The 18,828-nt window shown below is 35.2% G+C and carries 17 protein-coding genes and 1 other annotated feature; of the genes, 14 read left to right on the forward strand and 3 right to left on the reverse strand.

Going from position 1 to position 18,828, the window contains the following annotated elements; genetic code table 11:
• The gene (locus AC3B7A_RS07815) at window positions 1-1,281 is read right to left on the reverse strand and encodes a replication-associated recombination protein A (RefSeq protein WP_489755536.1); all 1,281 of its coding nucleotides are present in this window, start codon (window positions 1,279-1,281) and stop codon (window positions 1-3) included.
• 63 nt (window positions 1,282-1,344) lie between these two features.
• Window positions 1,345-1,953, reverse strand: coding sequence for a 30S ribosomal protein S4 (gene rpsD, locus AC3B7A_RS07820; RefSeq protein ID WP_489755537.1), 609 nt, complete (start codon window positions 1,951-1,953; stop codon window positions 1,345-1,347).
• 311 nt (window positions 1,954-2,264) lie between these two features.
• Between rpsD and AC3B7A_RS07825 the strand changes: the two genes are divergently transcribed.
• The 14 genes from AC3B7A_RS07825 to AC3B7A_RS07890 all read left to right on the forward strand — a co-directional run bounded on the left by AC3B7A_RS07825 (window position 2,265) and on the right by AC3B7A_RS07890 (window position 18,309).
• Window positions 2,265-3,947 carry a septation ring formation regulator EzrA gene (locus tag AC3B7A_RS07825; protein ID WP_489755538.1) on the forward strand — a complete coding sequence of 561 codons (1,683 nt, stop codon included), beginning with the start codon at window positions 2,265-2,267 and terminating at the stop codon, window positions 3,945-3,947.
• A 325-nt stretch (window positions 3,948-4,272) separates the two neighbouring features.
• Window positions 4,273-5,418: a cysteine desulfurase family protein gene (locus tag AC3B7A_RS07830; RefSeq protein WP_489755539.1), complete on the forward strand. Its 1,146-nt coding sequence runs from the start codon at window positions 4,273-4,275 to the stop codon at window positions 5,416-5,418.
• Window positions 5,419-5,433: 15 nt separating this feature from the next.
• Window positions 5,434-6,651, forward strand: a complete 1,218-nt coding sequence (gene thiI / locus AC3B7A_RS07835; RefSeq protein WP_489755540.1) for a tRNA uracil 4-sulfurtransferase ThiI — start codon at window positions 5,434-5,436, stop codon at window positions 6,649-6,651.
• A 391-nt stretch (window positions 6,652-7,042) separates the two neighbouring features.
• Window positions 7,043-9,688, forward strand: coding sequence for a valine--tRNA ligase (locus tag AC3B7A_RS07840; RefSeq protein WP_489755541.1), 2,646 nt, complete (start codon window positions 7,043-7,045; stop codon window positions 9,686-9,688).
• Between the two features lie 265 nt (window positions 9,689-9,953).
• Window positions 9,954-11,234: a bifunctional folylpolyglutamate synthase/dihydrofolate synthase gene (locus tag AC3B7A_RS07845; RefSeq protein WP_489755542.1), complete on the forward strand. Its 1,281-nt coding sequence runs from the start codon at window positions 9,954-9,956 to the stop codon at window positions 11,232-11,234.
• A gap of 33 nt (window positions 11,235-11,267) precedes the next feature.
• On the forward strand, window positions 11,268-11,921 hold the full coding sequence (locus AC3B7A_RS07850; protein ID WP_489755543.1) for a JAB domain-containing protein: 654 nt from the start codon (window positions 11,268-11,270) through the stop codon (window positions 11,919-11,921).
• Between the two features lie 98 nt (window positions 11,922-12,019).
• The gene (locus AC3B7A_RS07855) at window positions 12,020-13,012 is read left to right on the forward strand and encodes a rod shape-determining protein (RefSeq protein ID WP_489755544.1); all 993 of its coding nucleotides are present in this window, start codon (window positions 12,020-12,022) and stop codon (window positions 13,010-13,012) included.
• 44 nt (window positions 13,013-13,056) lie between these two features.
• A complete protein-coding gene (gene mreC, locus AC3B7A_RS07860) occupies window positions 13,057-13,908 on the forward strand; it encodes a rod shape-determining protein MreC (RefSeq protein WP_489755545.1) in 852 nt (283 codons plus the stop codon).
• Window positions 13,901-14,437 carry a rod shape-determining protein MreD gene (mreD, locus tag AC3B7A_RS07865; RefSeq protein ID WP_489755546.1) on the forward strand — a complete coding sequence of 179 codons (537 nt, stop codon included), beginning with the start codon at window positions 13,901-13,903 and terminating at the stop codon, window positions 14,435-14,437. Before mreC ends, mreD begins: the two co-directional genes overlap by 8 nt.
• A 20-nt stretch (window positions 14,438-14,457) precedes the next feature.
• On the forward strand, window positions 14,458-15,120 hold the full coding sequence (locus AC3B7A_RS07870) for a septum site-determining protein MinC (protein ID WP_489755547.1): 663 nt from the start codon (window positions 14,458-14,460) through the stop codon (window positions 15,118-15,120).
• 10 nt (window positions 15,121-15,130) lie between these two features.
• Window positions 15,131-15,943, forward strand: a complete 813-nt coding sequence (minD, locus tag AC3B7A_RS07875; protein WP_489755548.1) for a septum site-determining protein MinD — start codon at window positions 15,131-15,133, stop codon at window positions 15,941-15,943.
• A gap of 16 nt (window positions 15,944-15,959) precedes the next feature.
• Window positions 15,960-16,188, forward strand: a binding site (T-box leader).
• 48 nt (window positions 16,189-16,236) lie between these two features.
• Window positions 16,237-16,878 carry an amino acid ABC transporter permease gene (locus AC3B7A_RS07880; RefSeq protein ID WP_489755549.1) on the forward strand — a complete coding sequence of 214 codons (642 nt, stop codon included), beginning with the start codon at window positions 16,237-16,239 and terminating at the stop codon, window positions 16,876-16,878.
• Complete coding sequence (locus AC3B7A_RS07885; RefSeq protein WP_489755550.1) at window positions 16,871-17,515, forward strand: amino acid ABC transporter ATP-binding protein; 645 nt, start codon at window positions 16,871-16,873, stop codon at window positions 17,513-17,515. Before AC3B7A_RS07880 ends, AC3B7A_RS07885 begins: the two co-directional genes overlap by 8 nt.
• Window positions 17,512-18,309 carry an amino acid ABC transporter substrate-binding protein gene (locus tag AC3B7A_RS07890; protein ID WP_489755551.1) on the forward strand — a complete coding sequence of 266 codons (798 nt, stop codon included), beginning with the start codon at window positions 17,512-17,514 and terminating at the stop codon, window positions 18,307-18,309. The genes AC3B7A_RS07885 and AC3B7A_RS07890 overlap by 4 nt, the downstream gene beginning before the upstream one ends.
• A gap of 50 nt (window positions 18,310-18,359) precedes the next feature.
• Here AC3B7A_RS07890 and AC3B7A_RS07895 read toward each other — a convergent pair whose 3' ends face one another.
• Window positions 18,360-18,470: a DUF4044 domain-containing protein gene (locus AC3B7A_RS07895; protein ID WP_489755552.1), complete on the reverse strand. Its 111-nt coding sequence runs from the start codon at window positions 18,468-18,470 to the stop codon at window positions 18,360-18,362.
• Window positions 18,471-18,828: the final 358 nt, after the last annotated feature.

The raw sequence follows: 18,828 nt of genomic DNA on the forward strand, positions 1-18,828 counted from the left end.
CTAAATTGAATTTTGTTGTAATTTGTGGAGATGCTCGTAGGTTTTTTGCAGATTGGTTTCATATTGACTATTATTTTTAGGATGATAGTATTGTTGATCCTTTAATTTGTCAGGTAGATATTGTTGGGCAACCCAATCGTTGGCAAAATCATGAGGATATTGATAGTCAATTCCGTGTTTGAGCTTTTTGGCGCCCTGATAATGACTGTCCTTTAAACTATCGGGAATTGCGCCGACGTTACCTGAGCGAATATCAGTTAAAGCAGCATCAATCGCTGTGATTCCTGAGTTGGATTTAGGACTTAAGCACAATTCAATGACACAATCAGCAAGAGGAATTCTTGCTTCTGGCATACCAATCTTTTCAGCAGCTTGGCAAGCAATAACTGTTCTTTGACAAACCGGTGGATTAGCTAAACCGATATCTTCATAAGCACAGACAATTAGTCGCCGGATAACTGTTTTTAATTCACCAGCCTCTAATAAGCGTGCTAAATAATGAAGAGCGGCGTCAGTGTCACTACCACGAATTGATTTTTGAAATGCCGAAATAACATCATAGTGGCCATCACCATTTTTGTCGGCTAATAGAGTTTTTTGTTGCAAGGATTCACCGATAATTTCTGGGGTGATTGTAATTTGTCCTTGTTGGTTGGGCGCAGTAGATTTAACTGCTAATTCCAAGCCGTTAAGAGAGCTTCTTAAATCGCCACCTGTAGCTTGCGTTAAAATGGTCATTGCGTCTGAAGTTAATTCAACGTGATATTTTCCAAGACCATTTTTTTGATCTTGTAGCGCCCTGACAACAGCCTGTTTTATTTCAGTAGCGGTTAATGGTTTTAACTCGAATATTTGGGTACGACTGCGAATAGCGGGATTAATTGCTAGATAAGGATTTTCAGTTGTGGCACCAATTAAAATTATTTTGCCACTTTCTAATAGTGGCAATAAAAAATCCTGTTTAGTTTTATCTAAGCGGTGGATTTCATCAAGTAGTAAGACGACAGTGCCACTCATCTTTGCTTCTTCGGCTACAATTTGTAATTGTTTTTTGGAGTCAGTAGCAGCGTTTAGTTGACGAAAAGCATATTTGGTGCTGCCAGCAATCGCACTAGCAATACTAGTTTTACCAGTACCGGGTGGGCCGTATAAAATCATTGATGATAGTAGTTTAGCTTGAACCATTCGCCAAATTATTTTACCTGGTCCAATCAAGTGCTGTTGCCCAACTACTTGAGATAAGTTTTGGGGACGCATACGATAGGCTAAAGGTTGACTCAAATTACTGTCCTTTCTCACAAAAAAAAGCAACCCGAAGATTGCTTTTTGTAAAACAAAAATAAATTACAAAATTTGATTGTAAAATTCAACAACTAATGACTCATCAATTTCAGGTGCTAATTCATCACGTTGAGGTAAACGAATTAACTTACCAACCATCTTGTCTTCATCGAATTCAACAAATGGTAAACGAGCAACGTTAGCTTCTAAAGCATCCTTAACAACTTGAAGATTTTTGGAACGGTCACGTAAGGAAATTTCTTGACCAGGCTTAACTTCATATGAAGGAATGTCAACCCGCTTGCCATCAACAGTGATGTGACCATGATTAACTAATTGCCGTGCTTGAGCACGAGTTGTAGCTAATCCTAAGCGATAAACTAAACTATCTAAACGAGTTTCTAACAAGATCATAAAGTTTTCACCGTGTTTACCTTGGCGAATCTTACCTGCACGTAGGAAGACGTTTCTAAATTGACGTTCATTTAAACCATACATCAAACGCAATTTTTGCTTTTCTTGTAATTGAGTTCCATATTCTGACAATTTGTTCCGGTTCTTAGGGCCATGTTGACCTGGAGCATAAGGACGACGAGCTAATTCTTTACCTGAACCAGATAAAGAAATGCCTAATCGACGAGATTTCTTCCATGTTGGACCTGTATAACGCATAAAAAATTCCTCCAAAATTTTGATTGGAGTAAAATAATTAAGATTGAGTTCAACATTCGTGCAGTTAATATTGCAATCTTCACCTCTTGCAGCCGTAGGTTACACAATTGAACATTTGAGCTATTAACTGTTGACGAGCTTGTCACTCATTGCTGCAATTATTTTACACGACCTCAATCTTAGTTATTTTGCTGGAAAAAGTCAAGCTAAATATTTTATCAAACTTTAAGACTTTTTTTGATATTAATGATTGCTTTCTTTGCTATAATGAGAATATAATTTTAACTATTTTTAATGCGAGAGGCATAAAGTTGATATTTTTTATTTTAGTAATTATTTTAATTGTTATCATTGTCTTGGGAATTGTTTACTTTTATCAAAGGAATCTCAAGACAATTAATCATTTAACTAGTCAGTTTGATCAGTTGGAGCAATCTAATTTAGATGATGTTATTGACCAAATTGCCGATTTGAAATTAGCCGGTGACAGCTTACAACATTTTCAAGTAGATCGATCCGTGTATCAGTCGCGCAAAAAACAGATCGTTGCTTTGCAGACGCAATTAATTAGTATTTCGGAAAAAAATGCTAGTTTTCGCGTGTTTACGGCTTGGTATCAGTTGAAAAAATTAGTTGACAATTTGACTGGGCATCAGAAAGAATTGACAACTGCTAGTACAGGTTTAAAAACTTTGTTTGAGAGCATTCAGCAAAATCAAACCACGCTGCACCGAATTCAAACTCAAATCAACCAAGAACAACAAAAATTAGCCCAAAATACAGATTTGGTTGACGTAGCAGTTTCGTTAAATAACATTTTGGAAAAGATTCAAGCTAATTTTAATGCTATTGAGCAAAAAATTAAGCAGGGTGATGCGCTATCGGCTCAAAAGAGTTTGCAACAGATGCAACGGGATTATAAACAATATCAACATAGTTTGGCTCAAGTTCAACAACGTCTAAAAGTTGATTATTCACAGCAAATCAAAGAATTACAAGTTGCTGAGAAAAAAATGCAGTTTGCTAGTATTAGAATTTTAGATCCGCAAATCAGTAGTGAAGTACAAACTATCAAAAAAATGCTTCGGCAAATGCAAGAACTGTTAATGCAATTAAAATTTGCTGACTTTGATGAAATTAATGATCAAGTACAACAAAAAATTGATTATCTATATGAAAGAATTTCGGAGCAATGGCGTGATAAGCAAAAAGTTCAACGTAATCAATCAATAATTGGTGATTTTATAAGACATGCGGAACGTCAGAACCGACTTTTAAAACAAAAAATAAGTCGGTTATTAACTGAATATGTAGTTAATGAAGAAGATCAACAATTAGCTGATTCTTATTCACAAAAAATTGTACAAATAAAGAAAGATTATCAGTCTCAATTAAAATTAATTCGCGATGACCAAGCTATTTTCTCGCAAGTTTGGCAAAATCTACAAAAGTTTAATCAGCAATTACAAGATATTGAACAACAACAAATTAAAATTGAGAAAAATTTGGATGGTTTAACGACTGGTCGTGCAGTAGCTTCTAATAGTTATCAAGAATTTACTATTAAATTTGATCATTTACAAAGACAAGTAGCAATTTTGCATTTACCAGGAACTGAAAAAAAATATCAAAAATTTGCGCAATTGATTGACAAAGAAATTAAAAAAGTAGGGCAAATGTTGCATCAAATACCAATTGATGTTGAGGAATTAACTAAGCAGTTATTTGTTACCCAAGAGGACTTGAACAATTTCGAACAATCAACGCAGCAGTTAATTGCAGATGTACAAATTACAGGGCGCCTGTTACAATATGCTAATAGATACATTAATCAAGTTCCCGAAATAAAAACTGCTGCTCAAACTGCTCAAACAGAGTACGATCAAAAATTTGACTATCATCAAGCTGCTATGACAATCAGTTCAGCGCTAGAAAATGTTGAGCCAGGTGCAGTTCAGCGAATTAAAGATTTGTATTATTCAGAACAACAATAGTTTAAAAATCAGTAAGTATTTATTTAACTGCGACTTTTAAAATGGTTCTATTACTACTTGGTTTTTAACTTTTTTAAGAAATTTGCCTAATTGAGACTTAGACATAAGATTACTGAACATATTCTTAATAAATTAAATGGATGTTGAGCTAAGCAGCTCACTACAATTCAGACTGCAAGTCAAAGTTAGCAACATAAATTAAGGCTTGAGTTCTTGTGGGGTTTAATTTGATAGGGAATATGATCGTTAACATTATCGTCTCGGCCTCATTTTTGCTGCAATCACGTTTTGTTTAGAAATATATGTTGATGGAGTATGATAATTAATGATTTACTTTGATAATAGTGCGACAACACTCATAGAACCGTCAGTTTTAAAGACTTATCAACAGGTTAGTCAGGATTACTGGGGCAATCCTTCCAGTTTACATCATTTGGGTGATAAAGCCTTACAAATTTTACAAGCTGCACGCCAACAAATTGCTACTAGTTTAGGTTGTGCCAGTCAGGAAATTTATTTTACTAGCGGTGGTTCAGAAGGTGATAATTGGGTCATCAAAGGAACAGCTTTAGAAAAGCAAGTTTTTGGCAAGCATATTATTGCTTCTCAAATTGAACATCCTGCCGTTACTAAAACCTTGCATCAATTGGAGAAAATCGGTTTTGAAGTAACTTATTTACCAGTTGATAAAACCGGACATGTTCAAGTGCGTGATTTAAAACAAGCTTTAAGGACAGATACCATTTTGGTCACAATTATGGCTGTTAACAACGAAGTTGGTGCTGTTCAACCGATTAAAGCCATTGGTGATGTTTTACAGGATTATCCTAATATTCATTTTCATGTTGATGCAGTCCAAGCAGTAGGTAAAAATTTAAGTGTACAGTTAAAACATCCGCGCATTGATTTTGCAACTTTTTCGGGGCATAAGTTTCATGCTCCGCGCGGTGTGGGCTTCATTTACGCTAAAAAGCAACGTAAGATTGCACCTTTAATTAATGGTGGTGGTCAAGAGCATAATTGGCGTGGAGGAACAGAAAATGTACCAGCAATTGCGGCTATGGCTCGCGCTTGGCGCTTAGTGACTACTGATGAAGGAACAAAAGCTTTAGTACAACAAAAATTACGAAAATTATTGTTTGATCATTTACAGACGCTTAAGAATGCAGTTGTGTTTTCACAATTGGATTCAACTTTTGCGCCACATATTCTTTGTTTTGCACTGAAGGGTGTTCGTGGAGAGACGATTGTACATGCATTTGAAGAAGATGGAATTTATTTATCTACGACTAGTGCTTGTTCATCACGTGATGGTGAAGAATCAATCACACTCAAAGCTATGCATGTTCCCGATCAGATCGCGACTAGTGCAGTTCGTGTTAGTTTAGACGAATTAAATACAGAAGCAGAAATGAAACAATTTATTGTAGCTTTAGATAAGATTTATCAACATTTTCAAGTTTTAAATTAGGAGATCAGAAACTTAATGGAATATACAGAAATTATGGTACGTTATGGTGAATTATCAACTAAGGGTAAAAATCGACGCAATTTTATTGATCGATTACACGGTAATGTTGAAAAGGTTCTGCACCCTTATTCGCAAGTTAGGATTCACCCGAAGCGTGATCGGATGCATATTGCACTCAATGGTGCTGATGCTGCTGGAGTAATGACGCAATTAAAATCGGTTTTTGGTATTCAAAATTTTTCGCCGAGCATTCGGATTGAAAAACAGCTTGATGAGATTAAACAATTGGCGTTACAAATGGTGCAAGAGCAGTATAATGGAACACAAACTTTTAAAATTGCTACTAAAAGAGCTGATCATACTTTTGAATATGATACCAACCAAATTAATTTAGCTGTCGGTGATTATGTTAGCGATCATTTACCGACAATTAAAGCGGAAATGCGCCACCCAGATATTAAAATTAAAATTGAAATTCGTGTGGATGGAGCTTATTTATCTAGTCAAACGTACCAAGGCGCTGGCGGTTTGCCAGTTGGAACCGCTGGTAAAGCGGAGTTAATGTTGTCAGGGGGAATTGATTCTCCTGTAGCTGGGTATCTGGCATTAAAACGGGGTGTGGAAATTGAAATGGTTCATTTTTACAGTCCGCCATATACGAGTGAACATGCTTTACAAAAGGCAAAAGATTTAACGGTTAAGTTGGCTAAATATGCTGGCCATATTCAGTTTATTCAAGTGCCATTCACTGAAATTCAAGAAACGATTAAACAAAAGGTTCCTGAAGGTTACCTGATGACTGTTCAACGGCGTTTTATGTTACGTTTGACTGATTTAATTCGCGAAAAACGCCAAGGCTTGGCGATTTTTAATGGTGAATCTGTTGGACAAGTTGCATCACAAACTCTAGAGAGTATGACAGCAATTAATGATGTAACGACAACGCCAATTATTCGCCCCGTAGCAACAATGGATAAAACGGAAATTATTAAAATTGCAGAAAAAATTGATACTTTTGACTTATCCATTCAGCCATTTGAAGATTGTTGTACAATTTTTGCACCACCACGTCCGAAAACAAAACCTGATTTACAAAAAGCTCGGAAATATGAAGCTTTATTGGATGTTGATGGTTTAATTAGTCGAGCATTGGCGGGGATCGAAGTTGCCAATATTACGCCATTTGATAGTTTCTTACAGCAAAAAGATGCCGAAATTGATGCTTTGCTGTAATTAGACTTGACGAACGAAAAATTTTTTCTTATCATTAAATAAATATTAAAAAGCAATGAACAAGAGGCTTTGCTTAGTTAATTTACAGGGAGACTATTAGAGTGAGATTTAGTCAATGAGCTAATTAAAGTAGTAACTTGTGAGCTTGTCAGTCTGACCGGGAATCCGTTATCCAATTAAGATAAAGTCGATGACTTTAATTTAGGTGGTACCGCGTATGCCCACATTCGTCCTAAGCAATTAGGACGAATTTTTTTTAGAATTGATTATTACTGGAATTGGATTTCGGCAGGTATTTAATAGTTAATGATTAAGCTGTTGGTGCGGTGGTAAATTTGGTTTTAAGTAATTGTGAAATTATTTAGTATTAGATTTTATAGGAGTTGAAATAATGTCTGAAAAAATTGAGATGTCTGCAAAATACGATCATAATGAAGTTGAAGCTGGTCGTTATCAACAATGGGTTGATGACGGTTTATTTAAGCCTAGTGGTAATCAAAAAGCCAAACCCTATTCAATTGTCATTCCACCACCTAATGTTACTGGTAAATTACATTTGGGTCATGCTTGGGATACTACATTGCAAGATATTTTGATTCGTCAAAAACGAATGCAAGGTTTTGATACACTGTATTTGCCAGGAATGGATCATGCTGGGATTGCTACCCAAGCTAAAGTTGAAGCTAAATTACGTACAGAAGGTAAGACACGCTTTGACTTAGGCCGTGAGGATTTTGTAAAAGAAGTTTGGAAATGGAAAGAAGAATACGCACAAATCATTCGCTCTCAATGGGCGAAAATGGGTTTGTCACTAGATTATTCTCGTGAACGATTCACGTTAGACGAAGGCTTGTCCAAAGCTGTTCGTAAGGTGTTTGTCAGTTTATATAATAAAGGCCTAATTTATCGGGGCGAATATATTATTAATTGGGATCCTGAATTACAAACCGCTCTATCAGATATAGAAGTTGAGCATCAAGATGATGCAGGAGCTTTTTATCATGTTGAATATCCATTTGCAGATGGATCTGGTTTTATTGAAATAGCAACTACTCGTCCAGAAACAATGCCGGGTGATGTGGCGATTGCAGTTTATCCTGGTGATGAACGTTATCAAGATATTGTAGGTAAGGAAGTAATTTTGCCATTATTTGGACGAAAGTTACCAATTATCGAAGACCACTATGTTGATCCTGAATTTGGGACTGGGATGGTGAAGATTACACCTGCACATGATCCCAATGACTTTAAGGTTGGTAATCGGCATGATTTAAAGCGGATTAATGTCATGAATGCTGACGGTACTATGAATGAACAGGCTGGCAAATATGCTGGTATGGATCGCTTTGCTGCAAGAAAGGCCATGGTGCAAGATTTAAAGGATCAAGGCTATTTGTTAAGTGAGGAACCAATTACACATAGTGTTGGACATTCTGAACGTTCTGGAGTTCAAGTTGAACCCCGGCTATCTACACAGTGGTTTGTTAAGATGAAGCCGCTAGCAGAACTGGTTTTGAAAAATCAAAAAACCGCTGGTAAAGTTAATTTTGTACCTGACCGTTTTGAACATACTTTTGAACAATGGATGGAAAATGTCCATGATTGGGTAATTTCACGTCAATTATGGTGGGGACACCAAATACCAGCTTGGTATCAAAAAACAACTGGTGCAATGTATGTTGGAGAAACAGCTCCTGAGGATATTGAAAATTGGGAACAAGATCCTGATGTTTTAGATACTTGGTTTTCCAGTGCTTTATGGCCATTTTCTACATTAGGTTGGCCAGATGAAAAGAGTTCTGATTTTCAACGATATTTTCCAACTAATGCTTTAGTTACCGGTTATGATATTATCTTTTTCTGGGTAGCCCGAATGGTCTTTCAAGGCTTAGAGTTTACCGGTGAACGACCATTTAAAGACGTTTTAATTCATGGTTTAATGCGTGATGAAAAAGGCCGTAAAATGAGTAAATCCCTAGGTAATGGGATTGATCCAATGGATGTGATTGATAAATATGGTGTTGATTCCTTACGCTGGTTTTTAATAACTGGTTCGGCACCAGGGCAAGATACTCGTTTTAGTTATGAAAAAGTGGGAGCTGCTTGGAATTTTATCAATAAAATTTGGAATGCCAGTCGGTTTGTCATTATGAATTTGCAAGATACGCCAGCTCCTGAACAAGTGCCGACAGTAGAGCAATTAGATTTAAGTGATCAATGGATTTTGTCCGAGCTAAATTCAACAATTGCTAATGTTTTAAGATTGTCAGATAAGTATGAATTTGGTGAAGTTGGCAGAGCCCTTTACAATTTTGTCTGGAATGAATTTTGTGATTGGTATATTGAATTTAGTAAGGCTACTTTAAATGGCGACGATGAAATTAAAAAGCAAAATAAGCGTTATATTTTGGCTTACGTCTTAGATCAAATTTTAAGATTACTGCATCCAATCATGCCATTTGTGACTGAAAAAATTTGGTTAACGATGCCGCATCAGGGACGGTCTTTAGTTGTTGCTAAATATCCGGTAGTACACTCAGAACTTAATGATGCGCAAGCTGTCAAACAAATGCAAATCGTGATTGCAATTATTAAAGCTATTCGTCAAATTCGTTCGCAAGCCAATGCGCCGTTAGCTAATCCAATTGATATTTTGATTAAACCTCAAGATCAGACGACGTTAGATTTGATTCGGGCGAGCCAAAATTATATTGAACGTTTAGGGCATCCAAAACAACTACAAATTTCCTTAGATTTAACAGCACCTAAATTAGCTTTGAGTGCCGTAGTTGATGGTGCCGAAGTTTACGTGCCTTTGGCTGAATTGGTGGACTTGGATGAAGAAATTGCTCGTCAAGAAAAACAGTTAGCCAAGATTCAAACTGATATTGACTTCTTGACTAAAAAACTAAGTAATCAAGGTTTTGTCAATCATGCTCCGCAACAAGTAGTCGAGCAGCAACAAGCTAAACTTAAAGATAGTCAGGAACGTTATGCTAAAGTTCAAGCACGGATTACAGAACTAAAGAATAATTAAAGTTCGCAGTTATTAAGTAAAGCAAATAAGCACTGGCAGTTATTTGCTTAGGAATTGATATAAGTGGACACGATTTAAATCAGAGAGGTTGGAACAAAAGTCAACAGTTGAGTACAAACTGTTGGCTTTTGGAATGCAATAATGAATTAAAGTTCGTTTAACTTGCGATAAAATACGAACCTTAATCTTATTGTCCCAACCTCTCTGATTGTTTTATTAAAAGATTAATGATTTTTAGCTTCAATTATGATTAAGGAGGATTTGAGTGTTAAAAGATTATCAAGCAGCATTGAATTATATTCATAGTTTGCCACATTTACACGAAGACAATAGTTTGGATTTTGTTAAACGTGGTTTAGCATATTTTAATAATCCACAAGATCAAATAGCAACAATTCATGTAACAGGTACCAATGGCAAAGGGACAACTTGTTATTATTTGACACAATTACTAGTCAATTCTCATAAAAAAGTCGCGACGTTTGCTTCTCCATATGTGATGAAATTTACAGAACGTTTTTCTTTAAATGGTCAACCAATTACTACTCAAAAAATCATTGAATTGACGGAGCAAGTACGCCAGGCGGTGGTCGCTTTACAAAGACAAGATCCTGATTTTTATTTAGTTGAATTTGAATTTTTAGTAGTTATGATGTTTCTATTTTGTGTTCAAGAGCAAGTTGATTATGGCATTATTGAAGTAGGAATAGGTGGTTTACATGATAAGACTAATGTCATTCATCCTCAGTTATCAATTGTGACGAGTGTAGGGATGGACCATGCTAAGCTGATAGGACCAACAATTACAGATATTGCTAAAGAAAAAGCGGGAATCATTAAAGTCAAAACACCTGTCATTTTAGGACCTTTGGCCGACAATGTTCGTTCGATTTTTTTACAACAGGCGCAAAAATTACAAGCGCCAACTTATTTATATGGCCAAGATTTTTCAATTGAGCAGATTAAAGTTCAGAGTGTTTTGTTAACTAGTTTTTCTTGGAAAAATAGGTATCACTGGTTTACTGATTTAACACTCAAAACTTGTGCCAAATCACAGGTCGTTGATGTATCATTAGCTCTTCAAGCTTACAGTTTATTAATTAAACGCCCGCAAAAATCAGTTATTGTGAAAAGTTTGCAAGCACCAGGTTTATTGGCGCGGATGCAAGTCATTCGAACAGAGCCATTGATTATTGTAGATGGGGCTCATAATTTGGTAGCCATCAAACAATTATTAACTGATCTTAGTGTGGTGAAACAAAAACATTCTGTGAAAATTTTATATGCAGCCATGAATGACAAACAGCATGTGCAAATTTTGGCAGAATTAGCCCTGGTTGCTGAAGAAATTATAGTGACCAATATGACTGAAAAAAGGGCAGCAACGCAAACTGACTATGTATTACCACAACAAGCGCAATTTGTTACCCCCTGGTCTAAGGCACTGACTAAAAGTTTAGACTCATTAAATACGAATGATATTTTAATTATTTGTGGTTCCCTGCATTTTGCTGGTGATGTATTACATTTCCTCAAAGAAAAGTAAAAGTTTTGCATAATTTATTTTGAGGTGAGGAACATGGATTTAGATCAACAAGTCAAGCAACTGGGTTATCAAGGATTAAGTCTCACACAATTACTAATGATTGTTTTAAAATCAAAAACAAATTCTCAACAATTAGAACAGTTTATTAAAGATCTAGCTTGGTATAGTAATGATTTTACGGACTTGGATTTTTTGAGTGACCAATCTTTGACAACAGCAAGTTTAGTTAGTTTTAACCAAGATTTGTTTGCTCGCTTTCAAGCACTTTGGGAATTAGCCCAACGGTTAGTTGCTCAACAAAATTTAATGCTGGGAGAAGTATGGACTGAACAGCAATTGGCTCAACATTTGCTTTTTAAATGGCAGCAATTACAGCATGAAGAATTAATAGGATATTTTTTTAATGTGCAAGGTCAGTTGTTATTAGAACGCGTAATTTTTATCGGTTCTTTGCAACAAGCTGCAGTCCAGCCACGCGAAATTTTACAGTTAGCTTTAAAAATTCCCTGCAACCAATTCTTGATTGCTCACAAACACCCCAGTGGCAATCTAAAACCATCGACAGCGGATATTATTTTTACACAACGGTTACAGAATTGTAGCAATTTACTGGGACTTAAATTAATTGATCATTTAATTATCGGTAATAAACATTTTAGTAGTTTTCGACAATTAGAATTATTGTAAAGATAATGAAATAAATGTTTTTGAATTAAATTTTTGTATGATATACTCTAATAGGTAGACTAAGTACTGTTATTTAAGGAGATATTGTTTTGTTTGGAATGCGGTCACGAAAAGTAGGTATAGATTTAGGAACTGCTAATACAATTGTTTATGTTGACGGAGAAGGAATCGTTTTACGTGAACCATCAGTAGTAGCTAAGAAAACAGCGACTGGCGAAATAGTGGCTGTAGGTGCAGAAGCCCGGGCAATGATTGGTCGGACTCCTGGTAGTATTAAGGCAATCCGTCCTATGAAAGATGGTGTTATTGCTGATTATGATACAACGGCAGCAATGATGAAATATTTTTTAAATAAGGCTATCGGAAATACTAAGCCAGATGTTATGGTCTGTGTTCCTAGTGGCGTTACCGAAGTGGAAAAACGAGCAGTGATTGAAGCTACTCAAAATGCTGGAGCTCGGGAAGCTTATTTAATTGAGGAGCCTTTTGCAGCGGCTATTGGTGCAGGGCTGCCAGTTATGGATCCAACTGGGAGTATGGTAGTTGATATTGGTGGTGGAACAACGGATGTTGCGACTATTTCTTTAGGTGGGATAGTTTCGAGTCGTTCAATTAGAATGGCTGGCGATAAATTTGACGAATCAATCATTGCCTATGTTCGTCAAGAGTTTAGCTTACTGATTGGGGAACGAACAGCTGAACAATTAAAGATGGAAGTTGGTTCTGCTTCGCTTCAGAGTGCCAAACAATTAGGAAATATGAGTATTCGTGGTCGTGATTTGATCAGTGGTCTACCTAAAACTGTTGATTTAACAGCGGTAGATATTGCCACTTCCATTCATGAAGATATTGAAGAAATTGTTAATGCCATCAAGGAAACCTTAGAAGCAACGTCACCGGAAATAGCTGCTGATATCATTGATCATGGTATTGTCTTGACTGGTGGTGGTGCACTTTTGAAAAATTTATCTGATGTTATTTCTGATTCAACTAAGGTTCCAGTTTTTGTGGCTCAGGATCCTTTGGATTGTGTTGCTATTGGGACTGGTGAATCATTAAAAAGTTTAGATGTTATTAAGCATCATAAATAAAAATGGTGGGGCAACCCATTTTTTAGCTATCTGGAGGGGTTGCAATGCGTAACTTTTTTTCTAATAAAAAGTTAATCATTATTATGTTAATAGTCATTGCCACCTTTGGTATGATTGCTGCGTCTGTAACTTTTAGTGATCAGAAGTCGCAACCATCGGTGTTTCATCAGTTGGGCAATGATACGATTGGTGTAGTAGGTAATGTTATCGCATATCCGATTAATGGTTTGAAAAATTTAGGTAGTGAAGTTAGTAATTTAACAAATACCTATCAGGAAAATCGTCATTTGAAACAACAAATTGATGATCTGGCTCAAGCTAAAGCACAAAATAGTGTATTGAAAAAAGAAAATCAAGCTCTGAAGCAACAAATTCATTTAAATAAAACATTAACTGATTACCATCAAGTTTCTGCGGCAGTTACGGCACGTTCGCCTAATGAATGGCAAAATTATTTAATCATTAATAAGGGTTCAATTTCGGGCTTGAAAAAGAATATGCCTGTAATGTCTGGCTCTGGTTTAGTAGGAAGATTGATTGAGGTCAACCGGACTAATTCTAAAGTCAGTTTGATTTCAACTGATAAATCTTTGAGTAATAAATTTGCTGTAGAAATTGTTAAACCGCAGGGAAATGATGCTAGTGGAATTATTGGACGTTATGATAAAGATAATAATCTGTTAGTTATTACTAATGTTACTTCTACTAAGGGTATTAAAATGGGTCAACAGGTAGTAACTTCCGGCTTAGGGGGACTAACTCCGCGTGGGTTGTTTGTTGGTAAAGTTGTCGCTATGAAAAAGGATGACTATGGACTAGTATCTTCCGTTTATGTGAAGCCAGCAACAGATTTAAATAACTTTACGATTGTGACGGTTATTAGTCGAGATGTTTAAGCTGATTGATTTAAGAAATAAAACTACTAAGTATATTTTGCAATTATTAACATTATTTATGGGATTCTTTTTGGATGGTTTATTAAAGCAGGCATTTTCTATTTTTAATTTGCCATTTTTTCAGGTTTCCGTACAAGTATTGTTAATTATTATGATGATGATGGTCTTACGAGACGATCAAAGTAATGACCATTTATTTTGGTATTCATTGTTAGTGGGGGTATTTTATGATTCTTATTATTCCCATATTTTTGGACTGTACACTATTGTGTTCCCAGTTACGTGGCTTTTAACAAAGAGTATGCGGGAATATGTTCCAGAGACAATAGTTTTTGAATGGTCAATTTATTTTATTAATTTAACTATTTCGTTAGTTTATTTGTTCTTGATTGGTGTTTTTTTGAGTTTAACAACAGTCGATATTACACATTTCATTACTGACTGGTTAGCTCCTACATTGTTGGTTAATTCCATCTTCTTTGTGATTTTGTATTATCCTTTGTCCAAATTGTTAAATTGGTTGATGTAATATAATTAGGGGAGAGTAGTATGAAGAGTGCCGTTTTAAAAGGAAAAGGTCAAAATTATTTTTTAGAGATTCTTGATAATAGTAATTTTTCAGACGCTTTGTTACAAGTTAAAGATTTATTACAACAAATTCAAATTCAGTCCCCGAGTGATATTTCTTTGGGATTGACAGTTGATACGCAATCGCGCTGGCTAAATTTACAACAGAAAAAATCTCTCAAAGAGTTGATCGCTCAATTTCCAATTTTTAAGCTGCAACAGATTACTAGTCAAGTTATTCCTAAAAATGTTGTTCAACAACATTTATTACAAGAGCAGATAAAATTAGAAACACGAATTATTCGTTCTGGTCAAATAATCGACTATCCAGGAAATGTTTTACTATTAGGTGATGTTCATAGTGGCGCTCAAGTTAGAGCTAATGGTAGTATTTTTGTGGTTGGTTCAGTTGAAGGAATTGTTTGGGCAGGATATCCTAATAATGATAAAGCGGTAGTTGTCGGTGATGTGACTAATGCTAGTCAGGTTCGAATTTGTGATTTGATTCAGATTATTTCAGACATTAAAGATCCTAGTTTCAATGCTAATTCTTTTTTGTATGTTAATGATTTACATGCCTTGGAATCGGCCGCGTTAGAACGTTTATCAGAATTAAGACCACAGATAGAAATTATTTTAAATTAGGGGGGGTTCGATGGGAACATCAATTGTTGTTACTTCCGGTAAGGGCGGTGTTGGAAAAACCACGACCAGTGCTAATTTAGGCTTGGCTTTAGTCCAATCAGGTAAGAAAGTTTGTGCAGTTGACTTAGACGTCGGCTTACGTAACTTAGATGCAATTTTAGGTTTAAGTAATCGAATTATTTATGATTTGGATGATGTATTAAATGATCGTGTAGGTTTAATGCAAGCATTAGTTCAACATCCAGATTATAAAGAAGATTTTATGTTATTGGCAGCTTCACAAAATGTTGGACAATCTAGTTTAGATATTACAAAAATTCAAACAATTATTGCTGAATTAAAACAACAGTTTGATTTTGTTATCTTAGATTGTCCGGCAGGTATTGAGGCTGGATTTAAGGCGGCCATTGCTGTTGCTGATAGTGCAATTGTGGTGACAACACCTGAAGTGGCGGCTGTCAGTGATGCCGATCGAGTAGTTGGCTTATTAGAACAAGCAAATTTGACTTACGGTTTACATTTAGTGATTAACCGTATTCGTTTGCAAATGGTTCAAAATGGCAAGTCAATGGATATTCAAAATATTGTTAACCGCTTGTCAATTCCTTTGATTGGTGTTATTATTGACGACGATGAAGTAATTGCTACTTCTAATCAAGGTCAGTCAATTCTACAAGAGAGTGTCGATAATCCAGCGGCCGTTGGTTATCAGAATTTAGCTCATCGGATCTTAGGTGAACAAATTCCGTTAAATGAGATTGACGTTAACCACTTGTCTGAAAGAAAAGATGGTTTTTGGAAGCGAGTATTTCATCGTAACTAAAATTAAAATAAAATTATATGCGACAATGAGCAAGATAGATATGTGCGCTAATTTAGAGAAGCTGTGGTTGGTGTAAACAGTTATTAGTGACAGCATAGAACACACTTGTGAGTCAAAAGGTTAAAATTAAGACCCGTTCGGTTTAGCATCCGTTATTTTGTGCAGTTTAATTATTAACTGCCTGAGTTGTCAAATGTGAGTTTGACAAGAATTGGGGTGGCACCGCGGAAAATTTCGTCCTCTTGAGTTTTTACTCAAGGGGATTTTTTAGTCTTTAAAGGAGAAATAAATATATGAAATATATTGTGGAAATTTTACCATCATTGTTGAATGGAACGAAAGTAACGGTTGAACTGTTTTTAGGAACATTATTTTTTTCAATTATTTTAGGAATCTTTGTTGCTTTAGGCTTACGCAGTCGATTTCATTTATTACGTTGGATCTTAGAAGCGTACGTCTGGTTGATGCGTGGAACACCATTACTGTTGCAGCTAATTTTCATTTTTTATGGACTACCAACAATTGGCATAGTATTTGAACGAATGACCGCCGCTTTTGTTGCTTTTATTTTGAATTATACGGCTTATTTTGCAGAAATTTTTCGAGGTGGATTACAATCTGTTAGTCAAGATCAGTATGAAGCCGCAGCATTGCTAGGATTAACACCATTTCAAAGTTTTCGTTTCATTATTTTGCCACAAGTCGTAAAAATTGTTTTACCTTCGATTGGCAATGAAGTAATTAATTTAATCAAAGATTCTTCATTAGTTTATGTTTTAGGAATTGGTGACTTGTTGAGAGCTGGTAATGTAGCAACTGCACGTGACGTAACGCTAGTGCCATTAATTTTAGTGGGAATTATTTATTTATTGATGACAGGCGTTCTAACTTTAGTACAAAATTGGATTGAACGGAGATTTTCATATTATGAATAATCAAATTAAATTACAATTAAAAAATATCACAAAAACTTTTGGCGATAAGTTAGTTTTAAACAACTTAAATTTACAAGTCTTGACTGGCCAAGTTTTATCAATTGTTGGGCCTAGTGGTGTTGGAAAAACTACCTTGTTAAGAACTATTCTAGGCTTAGAACAGGTTGATCAAGGAGAATTTTTGTTGGATGGTAAAACTTTCATTCCTGAAGATCATAGCCAAAATAATGTTGGGATTGTTTTCCAAGATTATCGTTTATTTCCTAATTTAAATGTTTTGGATAATCTCTTGTTAGCTCCCGTCCAAGTTCAAAACTTGCCGAGAGAACAAGCAGTAAACAAGGCTAATGAATTGTTAGAGTTGTTACAAATTAAAGATCAAGCAACACTTTATCCTTTTCAATTATCTGGTGGGCAAAAACAACGAGTGGCCATTGCCCGGGCATTGATTTTAGAGCCTAAAATTTTATGTTATGATGAACCAACTAGTGCTTTGGACAGTCAAAATAGGCAACAAGTTTTTAATTTATTACGTAAGTTTCAAAAGGCGAATATGACTCAATTGGTTGTGACCCATGATTTAGATTTTGCTGAACAAGTTTCCGATCAAATTTTTGAATTGAAGGCGATCATATGAAAATTAAATCTAAATCTCTATTGTTGTTCGTGAGTTTAGCTTTTTGCCTAGCGGGCTGTCAAAATAATACTCATCGAATTGGTAGTGCTAATAACACATTGATTATTGGCTTGGATGATTCATATGTCCCAATGGGATTTGTTGAAAAATCTGGACAGTTAACGGGATTTGATGTTGATTTAGCCAAAAAAGTGGGTAAAGCTATTAATCGAAAAGTTGTTTTTCAACCGATTGATTGGTCAATGAAAGAAACGGAGTTAAGAAATGGTACTATTGATTTGATTTGGAATGGATATACTAAAACACCAGCTAGAGCTAAAAAAGTAGCTTTTTCCAGACCATATCTCAAAGATGAGCAGGTGATTGTGGTTAAAAAAGCTGATGAGATACAAAAGCTTGAACAACTACAAGGAAAAACTTTGGGAACGCAATCTGGTTCTGTCGGCTATACTGATTTGATGCAGCAGCCCCAGCTTTTAAAGAATAAAATCAAGAACCAGACACCGGTTTTGTATGATAATATCGAAAATGGTTTTTTGGATTTAAAAGCTGGTCGGATTCAAGGCTTTTTATTTGATCGGGTATTTGCTGAATATTATTTGGCACATACCAAAAATGCCCAGCAATTTAAAATTTTAAAGACGCCTTTTCCAACAGAAAGTTTTGCCATTGGAATGAGAAAAGATAATTCTCAAACTATGAAAATGATTAATTCTGCGTTAAAGCGATTAAAGCAAACGGGTCAATTGCAACAATTGAGTCGTAAATGGTTTCAAGAAGATATTTCAGAATAGTATCTAGATAAAAAGTAATAACAAAAAAAAGAGACTTAATAGTCTCTTTTTTACATGCCACCCATAATGGCTGGAATTAAAACCCCAGCAATTGTAGCAATAATCATTGTCCAGACAAAAATTTGAGTAATACGAGTAAAAATGCTTTTTTTCTTTTTCAAACGAACTCACCTTAAATCTTTAACATTGAAACTATCTTACTTTAAACATTAAAAAAATGCAATGCTTAATTTTTACGAACTAATGTTCGTATAATTAGAAATTTATTTTTGATAAAAATGGTTAAACCAGAATATTTTTTACTGATTAGTGGTGCTCAAAGATAGATTGTGGTAACATTCATAAGGGGAAGTAAGATGTTTATAGTTTGATTTTGGTAACGAAGGATAGCTTAGTTTTAAATTATTAAATTGAAATTAATTTTTGATTATTTGTTAAATTAATTGGCAAATGTTCTACTACCTAATTATAATTCTGATAATTTAATTACGCTATTTCTTTGTAATGATTAATTTGTTT

The organism is Bombilactobacillus sp. ESL1202 (assembly GCF_058107125.1).

Coding starts and splice junctions, on each gene's coding strand:
- rpsD (WP_489755537.1), bottom strand. CDS start 1,953: ATGCGTTATACAGGTCCAACATGGAAGAAATCTCGTCGATTAGGCATT.
- AC3B7A_RS07830 (WP_489755539.1), top strand. CDS start 4,273: ATGATTTACTTTGATAATAGTGCGACAACACTCATAGAACCGTCAGTT.
- thiI (WP_489755540.1), top strand. CDS start 5,434: ATGGAATATACAGAAATTATGGTACGTTATGGTGAATTATCAACTAAG.
- AC3B7A_RS07840 (WP_489755541.1), top strand. CDS start 7,043: ATGTCTGAAAAAATTGAGATGTCTGCAAAATACGATCATAATGAAGTT.
- AC3B7A_RS07850 (WP_489755543.1), top strand. CDS start 11,268: ATGGATTTAGATCAACAAGTCAAGCAACTGGGTTATCAAGGATTAAGT.
- AC3B7A_RS07855 (WP_489755544.1), top strand. CDS start 12,020: ATGCGGTCACGAAAAGTAGGTATAGATTTAGGAACTGCTAATACAATT.
- mreC (WP_489755545.1), top strand. CDS start 13,057: ATGCGTAACTTTTTTTCTAATAAAAAGTTAATCATTATTATGTTAATA.
- mreD (WP_489755546.1), top strand. CDS start 13,901: ATGTTTAAGCTGATTGATTTAAGAAATAAAACTACTAAGTATATTTTG.
- AC3B7A_RS07870 (WP_489755547.1), top strand. CDS start 14,458: ATGAAGAGTGCCGTTTTAAAAGGAAAAGGTCAAAATTATTTTTTAGAG.
- minD (WP_489755548.1), top strand. CDS start 15,131: ATGGGAACATCAATTGTTGTTACTTCCGGTAAGGGCGGTGTTGGAAAA.
- AC3B7A_RS07880 (WP_489755549.1), top strand. CDS start 16,237: ATGAAATATATTGTGGAAATTTTACCATCATTGTTGAATGGAACGAAA.
- AC3B7A_RS07885 (WP_489755550.1), top strand. CDS start 16,871: ATGAATAATCAAATTAAATTACAATTAAAAAATATCACAAAAACTTTT.
- AC3B7A_RS07890 (WP_489755551.1), top strand. CDS start 17,512: ATGAAAATTAAATCTAAATCTCTATTGTTGTTCGTGAGTTTAGCTTTT.